This window comes from Intrasporangium calvum DSM 43043 (genome assembly GCF_000184685.1).
Taxonomy (GTDB): Bacteria; Actinomycetota; Actinomycetes; order Actinomycetales; family Dermatophilaceae; genus Intrasporangium; species Intrasporangium calvum.
Map to the genome: position 1 here is coordinate 2,448,826 of NC_014830.1, position 18,800 is coordinate 2,467,625.

17 protein-coding genes and 1 pseudogene are annotated in these 18,800 nt (G+C 70.8%); 5 read left to right on the top strand and 13 right to left on the bottom strand.

All coding sequences use genetic code 11. From position 1 onward, the window contains the following. Positions 1-27: 27 nt before the first annotated feature. The 4 genes and pseudogenes from dapB to rpsO all read right to left on the bottom strand — a co-directional run bounded on the left by dapB (position 28) and on the right by rpsO (position 4,133). Positions 28-852 carry a 4-hydroxy-tetrahydrodipicolinate reductase gene (dapB, locus tag INTCA_RS20325; RefSeq protein ID WP_425311129.1) on the bottom strand — a complete coding sequence of 275 codons (825 nt, stop codon included), beginning with the start codon at positions 850-852 and terminating at the stop codon, positions 28-30. Positions 853-894: 42 nt separating this feature from the next. Next, positions 895-1,383: pseudogene (locus INTCA_RS20330) on the bottom strand (GNAT family N-acetyltransferase); the annotation flags it as partial. A 76-nt stretch (positions 1,384-1,459) separates the two neighbouring features. Then, positions 1,460-3,703: a polyribonucleotide nucleotidyltransferase gene (locus tag INTCA_RS11140; protein ID WP_013493020.1), complete on the bottom strand. Its 2,244-nt coding sequence runs from the start codon at positions 3,701-3,703 to the stop codon at positions 1,460-1,462. A 160-nt stretch (positions 3,704-3,863) separates the two neighbouring features. Continuing rightward, a complete protein-coding gene (gene rpsO / locus INTCA_RS11145) occupies positions 3,864-4,133 on the bottom strand; it encodes a 30S ribosomal protein S15 (protein ID WP_013493021.1) in 270 nt (89 codons plus the stop codon). A 374-nt stretch (positions 4,134-4,507) separates the two neighbouring features. Between rpsO and INTCA_RS19850 the strand changes: the two genes are divergently transcribed. The 5 genes from INTCA_RS19850 to INTCA_RS11165 all read left to right on the top strand — a co-directional run bounded on the left by INTCA_RS19850 (position 4,508) and on the right by INTCA_RS11165 (position 9,904). Beyond that, positions 4,508-4,663, top strand: coding sequence for a DUF6131 family protein (locus tag INTCA_RS19850; RefSeq protein WP_013493022.1), 156 nt, complete (start codon positions 4,508-4,510; stop codon positions 4,661-4,663). A 147-nt stretch (positions 4,664-4,810) separates the two neighbouring features. After that, positions 4,811-5,284: an NAD(P)H-dependent oxidoreductase subunit E gene (locus INTCA_RS11150; protein ID WP_013493023.1), complete on the top strand. Its 474-nt coding sequence runs from the start codon at positions 4,811-4,813 to the stop codon at positions 5,282-5,284. After that, positions 5,281-6,810 (top strand): NADH-ubiquinone oxidoreductase-F iron-sulfur binding region domain-containing protein, encoded by a 1,530-nt coding sequence (locus tag INTCA_RS11155; RefSeq protein WP_013493024.1) that lies wholly within the window; start codon positions 5,281-5,283, stop codon positions 6,808-6,810. The genes INTCA_RS11150 and INTCA_RS11155 overlap by 4 nt, the downstream gene beginning before the upstream one ends. Further along, complete coding sequence (gene fdhF, locus INTCA_RS11160; protein WP_013493025.1) at positions 6,807-9,650, top strand: formate dehydrogenase subunit alpha; 2,844 nt, start codon at positions 6,807-6,809, stop codon at positions 9,648-9,650. The genes INTCA_RS11155 and fdhF overlap by 4 nt, the downstream gene beginning before the upstream one ends. Further along, the gene (locus INTCA_RS11165) at positions 9,647-9,904 is read left to right on the top strand and encodes a formate dehydrogenase subunit delta (RefSeq protein WP_013493026.1); all 258 of its coding nucleotides are present in this window, start codon (positions 9,647-9,649) and stop codon (positions 9,902-9,904) included. The genes fdhF and INTCA_RS11165 overlap by 4 nt, the downstream gene beginning before the upstream one ends. Positions 9,905-10,128: 224 nt before the next feature. On the opposite strand, the gene lpdA is transcribed toward INTCA_RS11165, so the two are convergent. The 9 genes from lpdA to INTCA_RS11210 all read right to left on the bottom strand — a co-directional run bounded on the left by lpdA (position 10,129) and on the right by INTCA_RS11210 (position 18,743). Beyond that, on the bottom strand, positions 10,129-11,526 hold the full coding sequence (gene lpdA, locus INTCA_RS11170; protein WP_013493027.1) for a dihydrolipoyl dehydrogenase: 1,398 nt from the start codon (positions 11,524-11,526) through the stop codon (positions 10,129-10,131). Positions 11,527-11,605: 79 nt separating this feature from the next. Beyond that, positions 11,606-12,739: an FUSC family protein gene (locus tag INTCA_RS11175; protein WP_013493028.1), complete on the bottom strand. Its 1,134-nt coding sequence runs from the start codon at positions 12,737-12,739 to the stop codon at positions 11,606-11,608. A gap of 157 nt (positions 12,740-12,896) precedes the next feature. Continuing rightward, on the bottom strand, positions 12,897-14,861 hold the full coding sequence (gene mrdA / locus INTCA_RS11180) for a penicillin-binding protein 2 (RefSeq protein ID WP_013493029.1): 1,965 nt from the start codon (positions 14,859-14,861) through the stop codon (positions 12,897-12,899). 97 nt (positions 14,862-14,958) lie between these two features. After that, entirely contained in the window at positions 14,959-15,459 is a 501-nt protein-coding gene (locus INTCA_RS11185) for a hypothetical protein (RefSeq protein WP_013493030.1), read from the bottom strand. After that, a complete protein-coding gene (mreC, locus tag INTCA_RS11190; protein WP_013493031.1) occupies positions 15,456-16,295 on the bottom strand; it encodes a rod shape-determining protein MreC in 840 nt (279 codons plus the stop codon). The genes INTCA_RS11185 and mreC overlap by 4 nt, the downstream gene beginning before the upstream one ends. A 9-nt stretch (positions 16,296-16,304) precedes the next feature. Beyond that, a complete protein-coding gene (gene mreB, locus INTCA_RS11195; RefSeq protein WP_013493032.1) occupies positions 16,305-17,339 on the bottom strand; it encodes a rod shape-determining protein in 1,035 nt (344 codons plus the stop codon). A 111-nt stretch (positions 17,340-17,450) separates the two neighbouring features. Then, positions 17,451-17,873: a nucleoside-diphosphate kinase gene (gene ndk, locus INTCA_RS11200; protein WP_013493033.1), complete on the bottom strand. Its 423-nt coding sequence runs from the start codon at positions 17,871-17,873 to the stop codon at positions 17,451-17,453. Beyond that, on the bottom strand, positions 17,870-18,283 hold the full coding sequence (locus INTCA_RS11205) for a DUF4233 domain-containing protein (protein ID WP_013493034.1): 414 nt from the start codon (positions 18,281-18,283) through the stop codon (positions 17,870-17,872). Before INTCA_RS11205 ends, ndk begins: the two co-directional genes overlap by 4 nt. A 13-nt stretch (positions 18,284-18,296) precedes the next feature. Then, entirely contained in the window at positions 18,297-18,743 is a 447-nt protein-coding gene (locus INTCA_RS11210; RefSeq protein ID WP_013493035.1) for a hypothetical protein, read from the bottom strand. Between the last annotated feature and the right edge of the window lie 57 nt (positions 18,744-18,800).

An 18,800-nucleotide genomic window follows, 5' to 3' on the forward strand; every position in this document is an offset into this window, starting at 1 on the left:
GCCGCTCGGGAGGGGGCGCGGGAACGGTCAGCCGATTCCGAGATACCTCTCCAGGCCGACCGTGAGCCCCGGGTGGTCCGCGACGCGCCGAACGCCCGCGAGGACGCCGGGCATGAACGAGGCGCGGTCGAACGAGTCGTGGCGGATCGTCAGCATCTCACCGGCGCCCCCCAGCAGGACCTCCTGGTGGGCCACCAGCCCCCGCAGGCGCACCGAGTGGACCGGCACCCCGTCGACCCGGGATCCGCGCGCCCCGCCCGGGTCGTGCACGGTGGCGTCCGGCACCTCGCCCAGCCCTGCCTCGGCTCGGGCGGCGCTGATGAGCCGGGCAGTTCGCGCCGCGGTGCCCGATGGTGCGTCCACCTTGTCGGGGTGGTGCAGCTCGATCACCTCGACGGACTCGTAGAAGCGAGCCGCCTTGGCAGCGAAGGACATCATCAGGATCGCGCCGATCGCGAAGTTGGGGGCGATGAGGACGCCCACCGGAGCACCGCTGCTCGAGGGCGGCGCGGACGCCAGCTGGCCCCGGAGCGTCTCCAGCCTGGCGTCGTCCCAGCCGGTGGTGCCGACGACGACGTGGACGCCGCGGTCGATGCAGTGGGCGACGTTGCCGGGCGAGGCGTCGGGGACGGAGAACTCGACGACGACATCAGCACCGTTGAGGTCGCCCAGGTCGTCGCCCTGGTCGAAGCGGCCGACGAGCCGCATCCCCTCGGCCGCCTCGACCGCCCCGCACACCTCCGAGCCCATGCGGCCGGCCGCACCGATGACGGACACCTTGACATCGCTCGTCTCGCTCACGCCGCCAGAGTAGTCAGCCCGCAGGTCGAGCGTGCACACGATCTCGGTCATCGGCGGCTCGCCCGGGCGGGGCAGCGTGTCGACCCAGAGACCCTGGACGAAGCCGTTCTTCTCGAGCGCCCGGATCGAGCGGTGGTTGCGGTGGTCCGGCCGGGCCACCACGTGCGACGCGCCGGGGTGGGCCGGTCGCACGACCTGCCGGATGAACGCCGCGATCAGCTCCGTGCCGATCCCCTGCCCGACGAGGTCGTCCTCCCCGAGGACGAAGTCGATACCGACAGACTCGAGGGGCGTCTCCCGTCCGGGCTCCATGGGCGGCGGCGGAGCGGCATACATCTGGGCGTAGCCGATCGCACGGTCACCAAGCAGCGCGAGGTACATCCGCGCCGAGTGCGTCCCGGCGATCCGGGGTCCGTAGCGCTCCTCAGCCTGCGTGAGGGTGAGCCCGCCCCCGAACCAGGGTCGGGCCGCGGCCGAGCGCTGCCATCGGACGACCGCCGGCAGGTCATCTCGGGTGAGGGGGCGGAAGCCGATCTCCACGTCCATCCCGCCACCGTAGTCAGGATGCGAGCCCAGCGGCATACGGCCGAATGCGGGTGGCCCGCCACCCACGAGGGGTGACGGGCCACTCGAACGGTCCCTTGGACCGGGAAGAGGATCAGGCCTCGGCCGGAGCCTCTGCCTCGTCGTCCGCCTCGGACTTCTCCGCCGACTGCTCGCCCTCGGGGAGGACAGCCGCGAGCGAGAGCTTGCCGCGCGGGTCGATCTCCTTGAGCTCGACCTGGATCTTCTGGCCGATCTTGACGACGTCGTCGACGTTGTCGATCCGCTTGCCGCCGACGAGCTTGCGCACCTCGGAGATGTGCAGCAGGCCGTCCTTGCCGGGCAGCAGCGACACGAACGCACCGAAGGTCGTCGTCTTGACGACCGTGCCGAGGAAGCGCTCGCCGACCTCGGGCATCGTCGGGTTCGCGATGGCGTTGATCGCCGCGCGAGCCGCCTCGGCAGACGGGCCGTCGACCGCGCCGATGAAGACGGTGCCGTCGTCCTCGATCGAGATGTCGGCGCCCGTGTCGTCCTGGATCTGGTTGATCATCTTGCCCTTCGGGCCGATGACCTCACCGATCTTGTCGACGGGGACCTTCACCGTGATGATCCGCGGAGCGTACGGGCTCATCTCGTCGGGCACGTCGATGGCCTCGGCCATCACGTCGAGGATGTGCAGGCGAGCGTCACGGGCCTGCGTCAGCGCACCGGCCAGGACGGTGGCCGGGATGCCGTCGAGCTTCGTGTCGAGCTGGATCGCCGTGACGAACTCCTTGGTCCCGGCGACCTTGAAGTCCATGTCGCCGAAGGCGTCCTCCGCACCGAGGATGTCGGTGAGGGCGGCATAGCGCGTCTCGCCGTCGACCTCGTCCGAGACGAGGCCCATGGCGATGCCCGCGACCGGCGCGCGCAGCGGCACCCCGGCGTTGAGCAGCGACAGCGTCGATGCGCACACCGAGCCCATCGACGTCGACCCGTTGGAGCTGAGCGCCTCGGACACCTGGCGGATCGCGTAGGGGAACTCCTCACGGGTCGGCAGGACCGGCATCAGCGCGCGCTCGGCGAGCGCCCCGTGACCGATCTCGCGACGCTTCGGCGAACCGACGCGACCCGTCTCACCGGTGCTGTAGGGCGGGAAGTTGTAGTTGTGCATGTAGCGCTTGCGCGTCTGCGGCGACAGCGTGTCGAGCTGCTGCTCCATCTTGAGCATGTTGAGCGTCGTGACACCCATGATCTGGGTCTCGCCACGCTCGAAGATCGCCGACCCGTGGACGCGCGGCAGGACCTCGACCTCGGCGCCGAGGGCGCGGATGTCGGCGAGGCCACGGCCGTCGATGCGGACCTTGTCGCGCAGGATGCGCTGACGGACGAGCTTCTTCTGCACCGATCGGAAGGCCGCGGAGATCTCCTTCTCCCGGCCCTCGAACTGCCCGGCGAGCTGCGCCTTGACGGCGGCCTTGATCTCGTCGAGGCGGTCCTCGCGCTCGGTCTTGCCGGCGATCGTCAGCGCAGCGGCGGTGTCAGCCGAGACGGCGGACTCGACCGCGGCGAACACGTCGTCCTCGTAGTCGAGGAAGACGGGGAACTCCTCGACGGGCTTGGCCGCCCGGGCAGCGAGCTCGGCCTGCGCCTCGCACAGCACCTTGATGAACTTCTTGCTCGACTCGAGGCCCTCGGCGACGACCTCCTCGGTCGGCGCCTGCTTGCCCTCGTTCTTGACGAGGTCCCACGTCGAGTCGGTCGACTCGGCCTCGACCATCATGATGGCGACGTCGTCACCGACGACGCGGCCGGCGACGACCATGTCGAAGACCGAACGCTCGATGTCGGAGAAGTTCGGGAAGGCGACCCACTGGCCGTCGATGAGCGAGACACGCACGCCACCGACGGGGCCGGAGAACGGCAGACCGGAGATCTGCGTCGAGGCGCTCGCGGCGTTGATGGCGAGGACGTCGTACTGGTGGTCGGGGTTCAGGGCGAACACCGAGATGATGACCTGGACCTCGTTGCGCAGCCCCTTCTTGAAGGTGGGGCGCAGCGGCCGGTCGATGAGACGGCAGGTGAGGATGGCGTCCGTGGTCGGGCGACCCTCGCGGCGGAAGAACGAGCCGGGGATCTTGCCGATCGCGTACATCCGCTCCTCGACGTCGACCGTCAGGGGGAAGAAGTCGAACTGGTCCTTCGGCGTCTTGCCGGCGGACGTGGTCGACATGATCATCGTGTCCTCGTCGAGGTACGCGACGACGGCGCCGCCGGCCTGCTTGGCCAGCCGTCCGGTCTCGAACCGGACCTTTCGCGTCCCGAAGCTGCCGTTGTCGATGACGGCCTCGGTGAAGGTGATGTCTGGACCCTCCATGTCAGGGGCCCTCGCTTTCTTTCTCTCTTCGTGCCCTCGCACATCGTCGTTGTGTGCGGGGTTTCCATCTGGTGCGGCGGGCGCGCCGGGGGCGTCGGCCACCGCACTACGACGAAAGGCGGTCACCGCAGGACTGCGGTGACCGCCTTTCGTCACGTGTTCATCGACGCAGGCCGAGGCGCTTGATCAGCGAACGGTAGCGCTCGATGTCGGTCGCCTCGAGATAGCGCAGCATGCGCTTGCGGCGGCCGACGAGCAGGAGGAGCCCGCGGCGGCTGTGGTGGTCGTGCTTGTGTGCCCGCGAGTGCTCGGTGAGGTCCTTGATGCGCTGCGTCAGCATCGCGATCTGCACCTCGGGGGAGCCGGTGTCGCCGTCCTTGGTGGCGTACTCGGTCATGATCTGCTTCTTCACGTCAGCTTCCAATGGCATGGACGACCGACTCCTTCTCTTCTCGTTGCGCGGTGCTCCAGGGCATGTCCACCTGGGCGCTCTCTCTCCGCGGCCGGTCAAACGGCATCGCCAAGCGTAACAGCGGCCCTCCCACCTGCCCTAATCGTCGACCCGTCCTCCCCTCCCGCGCGCTCCCCCGCCGGACGTCATCCCGTATGCCGCTGGGCCGGCCGGCGCGGTCACCTGGCCCTCGGGAGCGAGCTCAGCGGCATCCGGCAGCGTCGTCGGGCGCGATGGCAAGCGGGGGCGGAAGATAGCGCGCGAAGGAGTGGAGGTGGTGCTGTTTGGCTGCGTGAGGGCGCGGGTACGTGGACGGTGCTCGGGGCCACAACTCAAAAGGAGCGAAGCGCCACATGATCATCCTGGGAATCATCCTGCTGCTCATCGGCTGGCTGGCCAGCATCCAAATCCTCACAACCATCGGGATCATCCTGATCGTCATCGGTGCGGTCCTCTGGATCCTCGGAGCCACCGGCCGCGCGGTCGGCGGACGAAAGAACTGGTACTAAGCGCTCGACCCTGAACCCGGAAAAGCCCCCGCTCCGGCGGGGGCTTTTCCGTGCCCGGCCCTTCCTGTCGCGGGCGCGGGCAGGGGCGGCGGTGCCATTTGCCCCGGACCTTCGTAGACTCAGGAGGAACCCAACGACGGGAGCACGATGACGCACGCGACGAGCCCGAGCAGCGGGCTGGACCTCCGACGGAGCGAGACGGTGCGCCGGCTCGCCGAGCAGCACGCGACGGACCGCGGGGCCCTGATGGTCGTGCTGCACGCGGCCGTGGCCGAGCTCGGCCACCTCGAGCGGACCGACGTCGAGACCATCGCCGACGTGCTCAACCTGTCGGTCGCCGACGTCCACGGCGTCGTGTCGTTCTACAAGGACTTCCGCACGGATCCGGCGCCGGCGCACACCGTGCACCTCTGTCGGGGCGAGGCCTGCCAGGCCGTCGGCGCCGAGTCGGTCTTCGCACAGGCCCGCGCGCAGCTCGCCCACCGGGACGACGTCGAGGTCGACGAGGTGTTCTGCCTCGGCAACTGCGCCCTCGGACCTTCCGCCATGGTCGACGGGCGGCTCCACGGACGGCTGTCCGGCGAGCGCCTCCTCGGCCTCACCGAGGAGTGGGTCCGATGAGCGGCTCGACCGTCTACGTGCCTGCCGACTCGAGCGCCGTCGCGGTCGGGGCCGATGCCGTCGCCGAGGCGCTGGGCAGCCTCGAGGACGTCACCGTGGTGCGCACCGGGTCGCGGGGGATGCTGTGGCTCGAGCCCCTCGTCGAGGTGGAGACGCCTGCGGGGCGGGTGGGCTACCCCAACGTCACGCCGGGAGTCGTCGCCGGGCTCGTCGCCGAGGGTCTGCTGTCCGGGGTCGCCGTCGGCGCCTCGATCGGCGTCGTCGACGAGTACCCCTGGCTCGCGCGCCAGCATCGGGTGTCCTTCGCCCGGGTCGGGGTGATCGCACCGACGGACATCGCCGCCTACGAGGAGCACGGCGGCTGGGCCGGCCTGCGCCGGGCCCTCGTGATGGAGCCCGCCGAGGTGGTCGAGGAGCTCGCCGCGTCTGGTCTGCGCGGACGTGGTGGCGCCGGCTTTCCCACGGGGATCAAGTGGCGGACCGTGCTCCAGACCTCGGCCGACCTCAAGTTCGTCTGCTGCAACCTCGACGAAGGAGACAGCGGCACCTTCGCCGACCGGATGTTGGCCGAGGGGGACCCGTTCACCCTGATCGAGGGGATGCTGGTCGCCGCCCACGCGGTCGGCGCCCGAGAGGGGTACATCTACTGCCGGTCCGAATACCCTGCCGCCGCGGCGACGCTGCGTCGGGCCATCGACGTCGCGTACGCCCACGGCTGGCTCGGCGACCGCATCCAGGGCAGCGACCTGTCCTTCGACCTCTTCGTCCGCCTCGGCGCCGGCGCGTACATCTGCGGCGAGGAGACGTCGATGCTGGAGTCGCTCGAGGGGCGCCGGGGCGAGGTGCGGGCCAAACCGCCCATCCCCGCGATCGAGGGGCTCTTCGGTCGGCCCACCGTGGTCAACAACGTGCTCACCTTCGCGGCCGTGCCGATGATCCTCGCGGACGGTGGGGCGGCCTACGCGGCGCTCGGCTCCGGGCGCTCGAGGGGGACCCAAGTGTTCCAGCTCGCCGGCAACGTCCGGCAGGGCGGCATCGTCGAGACCGACTTCGGGATCTCGCTGCGCGATCTCGTCGAGGACTACGGCGGGGGCACCGTCACCGGACGCCCGGTCCGAGCGGTGCAGGTGGGCGGCCCGCTGGGTGCGTACCTCCCGGCCACCGACCTCGACGTGCCGATGGACTACGAGGCGCTCCTCGAGGTCGGCGGCATGCTCGGCCACGGCGGGGTCGTCGTCTGGGACGACACGTTCGACGCGGCCCGGATGGCCCGCTTCGCCATGGAGTTCTGCGCCAAGGAGTCGTGCGGCAAGTGCACTCCGTGCCGGATCGGCTCGCAGCGCGGCGTCGAGACCATCGACCGGATCATCGCCGGGACCGAGCGCGAGCGGAACCTCCTGCTTCTCGACGACCTGTGCACGACGATGACCAAGGGCTCGCTCTGCGCCATGGGCGGGCTCACCCCGATGCCGGTGCAGAGCGCGATCCGGCACTTCGCCGAGGACTTCGACAGGAGAACCTCATGACCACCTCCCACGTCGCCACCCACTCGAGCTATGCGCCCGAGCGCGACCTCGGCACTCCCGCCGTCGCCGGCCCTCGGACGGCGCACGTCATCGTCGACGGTGTCGGGGTGGACGTCGCACCCGGCACCTCGGTGCTCCGCGCCGCGAAGGAGGCCGGGGTCGACATCCCCAAGCTGTGCGCGACCGACTCGCTCAAGGCGTTCGGATCGTGCCGGCTCTGCGTCGTCGAGATCGACGGCGCCAAGGGGACGCCGGCGTCGTGCACGACCCCGTGCGCCGACGGCATGGTCGTGTCGACCCAGACCGAGCAGGTCCGCCAGGTCCGCCAGGGCGTCATGGAGCTCTACCTGTCGGACCACCCCGCCGACTGCCCCGGGTGTGCACGCGGGAACTGCGAGATGCAGGCCCTCGCCCGCGAGGTCGGCGTGGCCGAGGTTCGCTACGGGCTCGGTGGGGCCAACCACCTCTCCGACACCGCGGACACCTCGAACCCCTACTTCGCCTACGACCCCAAGGCCTGCATCGTCTGCTCGCGCTGCGTGCGAGCCTGCGCTGAGGTCCAGGGCACCTTCGCCCTGACCGTCGAGGGCCGCGGCTTCGACTCCCGGATCACCGCCGGCGGGGCCCCCAGCTTCCTCGAGTCCGAGTGCGTCTCCTGCGGAGCCTGCGTCCAGGCGTGCCCCACCGACGCCCTCACCGAGAAGTCGGTGATCGAGCTCGGCATGCCGACGCGGTCGGTCGACACGACCTGCGCCTACTGCGGAGTGGGATGCTCCTTCCGGGCCGAGGTCCAGGGCACCGGTGACGAGACCCGCGTCGTGCGGATGATGCCGAGCAAGGACGGCGGAGCCAACGAGGGCCATTCGTGCGTCAAGGGCCGCTTTGCCTACGGCTACACCAACCACCGCGACCGGCAGCTCGAGCCGATGGTGCGTGACACCATCGACGACGAGTGGCGCTCCGTGTCCTGGGCCGAGGCCATCGACCGGGTCGCCTTGGGCTTCAAGGAGATCCAGCGCCGTCATGGAGTCGGCGCGATCGGCGGCATCTCATCCTCGCGGTGCACGAACGAGGAGGTCTATGTCGTCCAGAAGATGGTGCGCGCAGCCTTCCGCAACAACAACATCGACACCTGCGCCCGGGTCTGCCACTCCCCCACCGGCTACGGGCTCAACCAGACGTTCGGCACGTCGGCCGGCACCCAGGACTTCTCGTCCGTCGAGCACTGCGACGTCATGCTCCTCATCGGTGCCAACCCCACCGACGCCCACCCCGTCTTCGGGTCGCGGATGAAGCGGCGGCTTCGGGAAGGCGCCCAGATCATCGTCGCGGACCCTCGCCGGATCGACCTCGTCCGCTCCCCGCACGTCGAGGCGGCCCACCACCTGCCGCTGCTGCCGGGCAGCAACGTCGCCTTCATCAACGCGATGGCCCACACGATCGTCACCGAGGGACTGCACGACGAGGGGTTCCTCCGCTCCCGGTGCGAGGGGGTCGACGACTACCTCGAGTTCATCGCCCGGGACGAGAACTCTCCGGAGGAGACCGCCCAGGCGACCGGGATCGACCCGGCGGAGCTGCGTGCGGCGGCCCGCCTCTACGCCGCCGGCCCGAACTCGGCCATCTACTACGGGCTCGGGGTCACCGAGCACAGCCAGGGCTCGACCATGGTGATGGGCCTGGCCAACCTCGCCATGCTCACGGGGAACGTCGGACGCGAAGGGGTGGGCGTCAACCCACTCCGGGGACAGAACAACGTCCAGGGCTCGTGCGACATGGGCTCCTTCCCCCACGAGCTGCCCGGGTACCGCCACGTCGGCCTCGACGACGTCCGTGCCATCTACGAGTCGCTGTGGGGGCTGCCGCTCGACCCCGAGCCGGGGCTGCGCATCCCCAACATGTTCGACGCCGCGATCGGCGGCTCGTTCAAGGGGCTCTACGTCCAGGGCGAGGACATTGCCCAGTCGGACCCCAACCTCAACCACGTCCGCGAGGCGCTGACCTCGATGGAGCTGGTCGTCGTCCAGGACCTCTTCCTCAACGAGACCGCGAAGTACGCCCACGTCTTCCTCCCCGGCACGTCGTTCCTCGAGAAGGACGGCACCTTCACCAACGCCGAGCGGCGGCTCAACCGCGTGCGGCCCGTCCTGCCGAGCCGCACCGGCAAGGACGAGTGGGAGATCGTCTGCGACATCGCCACCGCGATGGGCTACCCGATGTCCTACCCCGACGCCGCAGCCATCATGGACGAGATCGCAGCCACCACACCGACCTTCGCGGGCCTCTCCTTCCAGCGGCTCGACGCCGAAGGCAGCCTGCAGTGGCCGGTGAACGACCAGTCGCCGCACGGGACGCCCACCATGCACGTCGGCCAGTTCGTCAGGGGCAAGGGCAAGCTCATCCCGACCGTCTTCGTCCCGACGACCGAGACGACGAACCGCCGGTTCCCGCTCATCCTCACGACCGGGCGCATCCTCACGCAGTACAACGTCGGGGCCCAGACCCGCCGGACCGCGAACGAGACCTGGCACCCGGAGGACGTCCTCGAGATCCACCCCGCCGACGCCGAGGTCCGCGGCATCCGGACCGGCGACCGCGTGGAGCTGAGCAGCCGGGTCGGCACGACGACGCTGCACGCCCTCGTCTCCGAGCGGATGCAACCGGGCGTCGTCTACACCACCTTCCACCATCCCGTGACCGGGGCGAACGTCGTCACGACGGAGAACTCGGACTGGGCGACCAACTGTCCTGAGTACAAGGTCACCGCCGTCCAGGTCGGGGTGGCCAACGCCGGCGACGAGGCGCTCGCCCACGCGTCCGAGGCGGTGGCGTCCCGATGAGCGGGACGGTCCCCCCGGAGATCCGCCTGGGCAACGACATCGCGCGCGCCATGCACCACCTGCCCCCTGACCAAGCCGCCACCACGCTCGCGACGCACCTCAAGAAGTTCTGGGAGCCGCGGATGAGACGAGCCCTCGTCGAGCGGGTCCGCACCGATGACCCACGCGTCGACCCCCTGCTGGCGCGGGCGACCATGACCTATCTCGCCGACCAGGTCGACCACGCCGAGGTGGCCGAGCCGTCGGGCGGCTGACCTTCACGCTGCCGCACCGCGCGGAGCTGACCTTCACGCTGCCGCACATCGTCGAGTGTGCAGTACGTGCCGCTCAGACCGGCACACCTCGCGAAATGCCTCGGCACGAACTGCACACTCGACGAGGCGGCAGCGGCGCCGAGACCAGCTCGGCCCCGCGCCCGAGGGCACCTCGGGTACGGGGCCGAGCCCAGCGGCATACGGCTGGAGCTTGGGGTCTGTCCTCAGAGGTTGATCATGTGGCCGACGATCCCCTCGACGGCCTCCTTCATCGCCTCGCTGAGCGTCGGGTGGGCGAAGACGTTGCGAGCCACCTCGTCGGCGGTGAGGTCCCACTGCTGGGCCAACGTCAACGCCGGCAGCAGCTCCGTCACCTCGGGGCCGATCATGTGGGCCCCGAGGATCTCGTTGTGCTCCGCATCCGCGACGATCTTGACGAAGCCGACTCCCTCCGCCATGCCACGCGCCTTGCCGTTCGCCGAGAACGGGAAGCTCGAGGTCTTGACGTCGTAGCCCTTCTCCTTGGCCTGCGCCTCGGAGTAGCCGAACGAGGCGATCTGCGGCTGGCAGAAGGTGGCCCGGGGGATCATGTCGTAGTTGAGCTCCATCGTCTCGGCGTCGCCGATCGTCTCGGCTGCGACGACGCCCATCGCCTCGGCGGTGTGCGCCAGCATGAGCTTGCCCGTCACGTCGCCGATCGCGTAGACGTTCGGCACGCTCGTGCGGCACCGACCGTCGACCTCGATGGCGCCCCGTTCGGTCATCGCCACGCCCAGGCTCTCGAGGCCGTAGCCCTGGGTGCGCGGCGCGAACCCGAAGGCGGCGAGGAACTTGTCCGCCTCGAGGACCTGCTCATCGCCACCGGTTGCCGGCGTCACGGTGACCCGCACGCCGGAGCCCGTGTCCTCGACGTTCTGGACCGCCGTCGAGAGGAGCACCTTGACGCCGAGCTTCTTGTACTGCTTGAACAGCTCCTTCGACACGTCCGCGTCCTCCGTCGGGACCATCCGGTCGAGGAACTCGACGATGGTCACGTCGACGCCGAAGTTCTTCATGACGTAGGCGAACTCGACGCCGATGGCACCGGAGCCGCCGATGATGATCGAGCCGGGCAGGTTCGCGTCGAGGATCTGCTCCTCATAGGTGACGACGTTGGTGCTCACCTGCATCCCCGGAAGCATGCGCACCACGGCGCCGGTGCCGATGATCAGGTTGTCGAAGGTGATCGAACGTGTGGAGCCGTCGTTCAGAGCGACGTCCAGCGAGGTCGCGCTGGTGATCGTGCCCCAGCCGTCGACCTCCTCGATCTTGTTCTTCTTCATCAGGTAGTGCACGCCCTTGGCGCTGGCCTCGGCGACCCCGCGGCTGCGCGCGTGCGTCGGGCCGTAGGACATCGTCGCCTCACCCTCGATGCCGAAGGTCTTCTTCTCGTGCGTGATGATGTGCGCGATCTCCGCATTGCGCAGGAGGGCCTTGCTGGGGATGCAGCCGACGTTGAGACAAACTCCGCCCCAGTACTGCTTCTCAACGACGGCGACCTTCTTGCCGAGCTGGGCCGCGCGGATCGCCGCGACGTAGCCTCCGGGTCCGGCACCGAGCACAACGACATCGAAATCAGCCATGGCCGACAGCCTATCGGGGCGCATGCCGAGCCAGTCGCGCTGTCCGCGAATGGACACTGGCCAAGGGCGCGCAGCGATCTCAGGCCCGCGGGCGTTCGCGCGGCAGGGCGGCGATCGCCTCGTCCACGTCGACGCCGGTGACCTGGAGCAGGTCGACGACGACCGAGCGCAGCTGGGCGAGGACCGTCTCGACCACGAGGTTGTCGGTGCGGGGCAGGCGAGACGTCCCGACCGCCACCTTGAGCACGGCCTTGCGGCCGGTCTCCGGGCTGGCGTTCTCGGCCAACGTCCGCGCGATGAGGTCCGCGGCGTCGGCGAGCTCGTCGATGCTCTCGCGGTAGCCGGCTGGGAGCCGCTCGCCCCGCCCGACGACGACGGTGACCTTGCGGACCAGGACGCGGGTACTGCGCATGGCCAGGTCCAACGGGTCGATGAGGTCGGCCATCTTTCGGACGCCACCAGCCTGCCGGCGCGAGAACGGCGAGCTGTGCAGCACCGAGAGCCCCTCGTCGGCCGCCGTGCGCAACTCCCTGAGGAGCGACTCGGTCTCACGCGCGGACGCGAGGACTGCAGCTGCCGCCCCGACGTCGCCGTCCTCGGCGCTGGCCGCTGCCCCCCGGAGCAGCTCGCTGATCTTGCGAGCGGCCTGCGATGCCGCCACCCGCGGTCGGCGCAAGGGTGCCTGCGGGGCGATGCTGGCGGCGACGAGCGCGACGGCTCCCCCGACCAGCGCATCGGTCCACCGCACGAAGGCCTGGCCGGGCGTCGGTGCGAGGGCCGCGACGACGATGCCCTGGACCCCGGCCTGCGTCACGAGGATGGGGCCACCCCCGACCAGAGTCGCCAGGCTCATCGCGACGAGCACGACGACCGCGATCTGCCAGCCGCCGCTCCCCGCAACACTCACGAAGAGGTCGGCCGTGAAGACGCCGACCGCCACCCCGACCGCCACCTCGACGACGCGACGCAGGCGCTGGCCGTAGGAGATGCCCAGGCAGACGACGGCGACGATGGGGGCGAAGAACGGTGTCTGGTGGGCCAGGAGGTCACTCGCGACGAACCACGCGACGCCGGCAGCGAGCGCGCACTGGACCACGAGGAAGGCACGGGAGCGCAACCTGGCGAGTCGGGTCGACACCCCGGCCCGGCTGCTCTCCCACGCCCGGTCCAAGGCGTCGAGAACCCGGGCGTCCGATCTCAGGTAGTCGTCCACGAGACCATCCTCGGTGTTGGGTCGGTGTTGGGTCGGTGTTGGGTCGGTGTTGGGTCGGTGTTGGGTCGGTGTTGGGTCGGTGTTGGGTCGGTGTTGGGTCGGTGTTCGTCGGTTTGGGCCGCTGGTGGGTCGGAGTTGATTCGGCGTCGCGGGTCGGTCAGCGTTCTCGACGCAGCGCATCGAAGATCTCGCGCACGGCCGGGGCCGCGACGCGGGAGCCGGAGTCGCCCTGGCTGATGACCACGACGACCGCGTAGCGGGGGCGTGTGGTCGGGCCGTAGCCCGCGAACCAGGCAGTCGCCTCCTTCCCGAAGACCTCCCCCGTGCCGGTCTTGCCGGCGACCGGGTAGTCCTGCTGCGGGAAGCCGGCGAATGCCGACCCCGCGGATCCTCCCGGTCTGGTCACCTCCGCGAGCGCGCGACGGACATAGGCGAGGACGGAACGCGACACCGGGACCCGGCTGGAGCTCCGTGCCGGGATCTGCGTGACCGTCCCTGCACTCGAACGGAAGCCGGCGGCAACCTGGGGCTGCCAGATGGTCCCGCCGTTGGCGACCGCCCCGAAGACGACGGCCATCTGAAGCGGCGTGACCGCCACGTCGCCCTGGCCGATCGAGAGGTTGACGGCGTCGCCGGCGCGGTACTGGTAGCCGCTGGCGCAGTTCTCCTTGGCGAGCAGGGTCAGGTAGGCCGCCCGGTCACGGTCGGTGCGCCGCAGCTCGGGGTAGCCGGTCCGCGCACGCCGACAGGTCTGCTCCTTGGTGGCCTCCCAGTAGTCCCGCTTCCACTGCCGGTCCGGGATGGTCCCGGCCACCTCCCCCGGTAGGTCCACGCCGGTGGGCCGCCCCAGGCCGAAGGATCGGGCCATCGCCACGAACGGGTCGGCGCGCCCGGGCGGCGCCGAGATGCCGCCCTGGTCGAGCCACGCCTCGTGGGCCAGCCGATAGAAGACCGTGTCGCAGGACACCACGAGGGCCCGGTGCAGGTCGATCGGGCCGTAGCCCCGCGACTCGTAGTTGTTGAAGACGTGGTCACCGATCCGGTAGCTCGGACTGCACTCGTACCGGCCCTTCAGGGACGCTCCAGCCGCGACCGCCGCGGGCACCGAGATGACCTTGAACGTCGATGCCGGCGGATACGTCTCGGCGACCACCCGGGACCGGAGGGCGGCGCCGGCCTGCTCACTCGTGAGGCGCCTGAGGTCGGCGGCCGTGATCCCCCCGACGAAGATCCCCGGATCGTAGGTCGGGTGGCTGGCGGCGGCGACGACCGCACCGTTGGTGACGTCCAGGACCACCGCGGCACCAGAGTCAGCAGGGTGTCCATCCGCGCGGGCGCGGGTCACGGCCCGCGCGAGGGCGCGCTCGGCAGCAGCCTGGATGCGAGTGTCGATGTGGGTGAGCAGGTCGAGCCCCGGGGTCGGCGGGACCGATGAGACCGTGCCGATGACGGCACCGCGCGGGTCGATCGAGACGGTCGTCCGGCCGTTCGTGCCGCGCAGCACCTCGTCGTACTCCGCCTCGAGCCCGGCTCGCCCGACGAGGTCCTCGGCGTCCATCGCACCGGCGGCGGTCGCGACCTCCGCCGCCGTGGGCCGGGCCACGTAGCCGACGAGGTGTGCGGCCGACACGGTGTCCGCGAGGGGGTGGTCACGCGAGGGATCCACCGTCACCCCCACCCCCGGGAACGCCTCCGGGCGCTCGAGGAGACTGAGCGCCTCACGGGGCTCGACATCCGTGGCGAGGGGGATGGGCACATAGGGCGACCCGTTGAAGCACACCGGCGCAGGAGGGGCCCCGGCCGTCCCGCACAGCATCGTCTTTCCCCACAGGTCGTCGAACGGACGCCCCAGGGCGGTGGCGACGGCCGCGACCAACGAACGTCCGCCGCCCGGCGCGTCGAGCAGCACCGACCTCGGGACCGTGACCGTGGTCGTGTAGCGGTTGGCGACCAGGGCACGACCGTCACGGTCGAGAATCGCTCCCCGGGTGGCGTGCTCCGTCACCTGGCGGGTCGTCAAGCCGGCCGAGACACCCTGTGCCGGAGGGCCCTCGACGAGCTGGACCTGGCCGAGCCGTCCCACGAGCAGGGCGAAGAGCACGGCGAGGAACCCGACCGACACCCCTCCTCGACCGTGTGGTCGCCCCCGTGGTGTCCGTGGCGCCAGCTGAGGGCGTCGCAGCCGTCGCAGCCGTGGCAGCCGTCGCACCCATCGCATGTCAGCCGAGCCTCCTGCGCACGAGGGCGCGGTCGACGGCGACGAGGACCGGCAGGACGATCAGTCCGGCACCGATCGTCGCGGTCAGGGTGGCCAGGGCCGCCGTGAGGTCGAGGCCCCCCTCCGCCAGGACCGCCGACGCTGCGCGACCCGTCAGGACGAGGACCCCCGCGACGACGAGCGCCACCAACGGCCGGAGCCACGAGCCGGCAGAGGTACGCCGGAACGACCCCGCCACCGCCCCGGCGAGCATCAGGGTCAGCGCGAGCAGCCCCATCGGCGCTCCGACCGGAGGGACGAGCTCGAGGACCCAGCCTGCGGCGAGTCCGACCAGCGCCCCGTGGACCGGCCCCCGCAGCACCGCACTCGAGACGACGCCGATGAGGACGAGGTCGGGCACGAACGGCACGGGCACCCCGAGGCGGGGCAGCACCGTGGTCATGAGCAGGGCCGCGGTGACGACGTAGACGACGCGCAGCAGTCCGAGCAGCGAGGGCCTCATCCGACCCGTGGCTCCTCTCCGGTCCGGTCACCCACGACGGGCCGAGGTTGGGCCCGAGCCTCCGGGATGAGCACCGCCACGACATCGATGCTCTCGCGGTCCACCGCGGGCACCACCCGTCCTGTCACGGTGTCGCGACCCCGGTCGGGATCGACGGAGACGACCCGCCCGAGGGTGATCCCCGGTGCGTAGGGGCGGCCCCCGACGCTCCCGAGCGTCGTGACCCGATCACCCACGTGGGGGTTGCCCGGCTGCGCGAGCGTGAGCGCCAGCTGAGTGCTGTCGTCCCCGCCGCCCACCGGGACCGGCGCCACCGTCCCGAGCAGGCCGCGCTCGCCGACGCGAACCGCCACGACCGACTGCGCGGCCCCGAGGAGCTGCACGTCGCACGTCCACGGGGCGACCGCGACGACCCGACCGACGAGGCCGGCGGCGCTGACGACGGTCGAGTCGACGACGACCCCGTCGTGGGAGCCGACATCGAGAGTCAGCGAACGACCACCCACTGCGCTGACCTCGCTCGCGACGACCTGCCCGATCACGGCGGTCCGCCCCTTCACCACGCCCGCGCCGACGAGCTCCTCGAGCTGGCTCTGGACGTGCAGCTGTCTGGAGAGCCGATCGGCCTCGGCTCGCAGCTCGGCATTCTCCGCGGACAGCTGCGCAACCTGGGCGGGCCGCACCCCGGCCAGGAACCGCTGAGCCGGGCCCACCACGGTCCCGGCCGCGGACCGGATGGCCTCGGCGGCCGGGTGGCCCGACAGGTCGCCGACGAGCACGACGAGGGTCGCGACGAGCAGGAGACCAAGGAGCCGGGGCTTGGACTGGTTCGACATCGCAGCCGATCAGCGCCTGTGGTTGACGGTGAGGACCCGCTCGAGCGCCGAGAACTCGTCGACGCACCGCCCCGCGCCGCGGACGGAGGCGTGGAGGGGGTCTGCGGCGACCGACACGGGGACTCCCAGCTCGTGACGCATCCTCTCGTCCAGTCCACGGAGCAGGGCGCCGCCGCCGGTGAGAGTGATCCCTCGTTCGAGGATGTCGCCGGCCAGCTCCGGCGGGCACACGTCCAAGGTGGCCCGGACGAGGTCGATGATCTGGAGCACCGGGCCCTCGATGGCGCGGCGCACCTCGGCGGACCCGAGCTCGATGCGCTTCGGCAGCCCGGTGACGAGGTCACGGCCACGCACTCGCGTGGACAGCTCGGCACCGAGCGGGAAGACGGAGCCGACCGCGAGCTTGATCTCCTCGGCGCTGCTCTCGCCGAGCAGCAGCGAGTACTCGGCCTTGACGTGGCTGATGATCGCCTCGTCCATCTCGTCACCGGCGACCCGCAGTGACGCGGACGTGACGATCCCCCCGAGGCTGATGGCAGCGACGTCGGTGGTGCCACCCCCGATGTCGACGACCATGCTGGCGGCCGCCTCGTGAATGGGCAGGCCGGCACCGATCGCCGCAGCCATCGGCTCCTCGATGAGGTAGACCCGGCGGGCGCCGCAGCGCAGCGCCGCGTCCTCCAGAGCGCGGCGCTCGACGCCCGTCACCTCACTCGGGACACACAGCACCATCCGCGGCCGTGCGATCCGGGACGTGCGGACCCGGTCGATGAACAGGCGAAGCATCAGCTCCGCGTCGTCGGCGTCCGACACGACACCGTCCCGGAGGGGCCGGACCGCCCGGATGGTTCCGGGCGCGCGGCCCAGCATCTCCTTGGCCTGCGTGCCCACGGCGACGAGCCGACCCGACTGCGCCTCGACCGCGACGACGGACGGCTCGTCGAGGACGACGCCCCGTCCGCGGGCGTGGATCAGGGTGTTCGCGGTCCCGAGGTCGACCGCCAGATCACGCCCGAGCGGGCGCAGTCCGGGGATCGGGCTCATACGGGGATTGTGCCCCGGCGTGCTGCCGGGATCGTGGACCTCGACGCCGGAGCAGCCGAGGTGTCGGGCTCGGTGGCCACTGCCGCCCGGCCGGTCCCTCGCCGGACGCGCTCAGAGCCCGGGGAACCAGATGCCGATCTCGCGGGCTGCTGACTCAGGCGAGTCGGAGCCGTGCACGATGTTCTGCTGCACCTTGAGGCCCCAGTCCCGCCCCAGGTCCCCGCGGATGGTGCCGGGTGCGGCCTCAGTGGGGTTGGTGGCGCCGGCGAGGGAACGGAAACCTCGCACGCAGTCCTGGCCCTCGATCACCGCAGCGGTCACCGGGCCGGAGCTCATGAACTCGACGAGCGGCTCGTAGAAGGGCTTGCCCTCGTGCTCGGCATAGTGCGCGGCCAGCTGCTCCACGGTCGGCGTGAGGATCGCCAGAGCGACGAGGGTGTAGCCCTTGGCCTCGATGCGGCGGAGGACCTCACCGCTGAGGCCGCGCTGGAAACCGTCGGGCTTGACGAGGACGAGGGATCGTTCGATGGTCACTCGGCCACCCTACCGACGCCATCGGCCCCGGAGTCCGGGCCCGGCGCCTGGGCCGCGTCGATCCGGCTGCCCATGACGAGGCAGGTCACCCACAGGACGAGGAAGATGATGCCGACGACGAGCATGGCGGGCACGATGAGGGCGCTCGCGAGGGTGAGCAGCTGGACCAACCACCCCAGGGTGACGCCGAACGGCCGCCGCAGCAGGCCGGCGGCGAGGACGCCGAGGATCGCAAGTCCGGTGCCGACGAGCAGGTACGTGGTCGACCGCTGCGAGTCCGGTCCGGTGGCCGCGACGGCCCGGGCGACCAGCGCGCCGAAGAACACGCTGATGGACTGGCCGACGAGCACCGTGGCCAGCATGCGCCACGTGAACCGACCGGTTTCCCCGTAGAAGGTCAGACGGTGCATGCGCGGGTGGCCCTCAGTAGTCCTGCGTCGTGTCCCACGACCGGATGATGGCCTGCGCCTCGGAGTCGCTGGCCCCCGTCGCCTGGGCATAGAGCGCCATCGCGTCCTCGCGCCGGCCGGCGGCGACGAGCCCGCTGATCCGGCTGCGTGCCTCCGCGGTGAGCCGTCCCTCGGTCCAGGACGCGGCGGCGTCGCGGACTCCCGGTCCCTGTCCAGGCACGAACCAGGAGTCGACGGCACGTTTGGCGTCGGGCAGCGGCGCGCCGGTCGCCTCGCGGTAGAGCTTGACGGCGTTGATCTTGTGGCCGGCGCTGATCTCGTGGCTGATCCTGGTGCGCACCGCGTCGGTGAGGCCCGCGTAGCGCTCCTCCCGGTCGCGTCGCCCGAAGATCCGTCCGTAGAGGACGGCGATGACCACGACGACGGCCACGATGAGGACCAGCTTCACCACGGGGTGCATGGCGGACAGACTACGTGGCGCATCGAAAGAGCGGTTCGTCCCCCGTCTCGCGGGAGG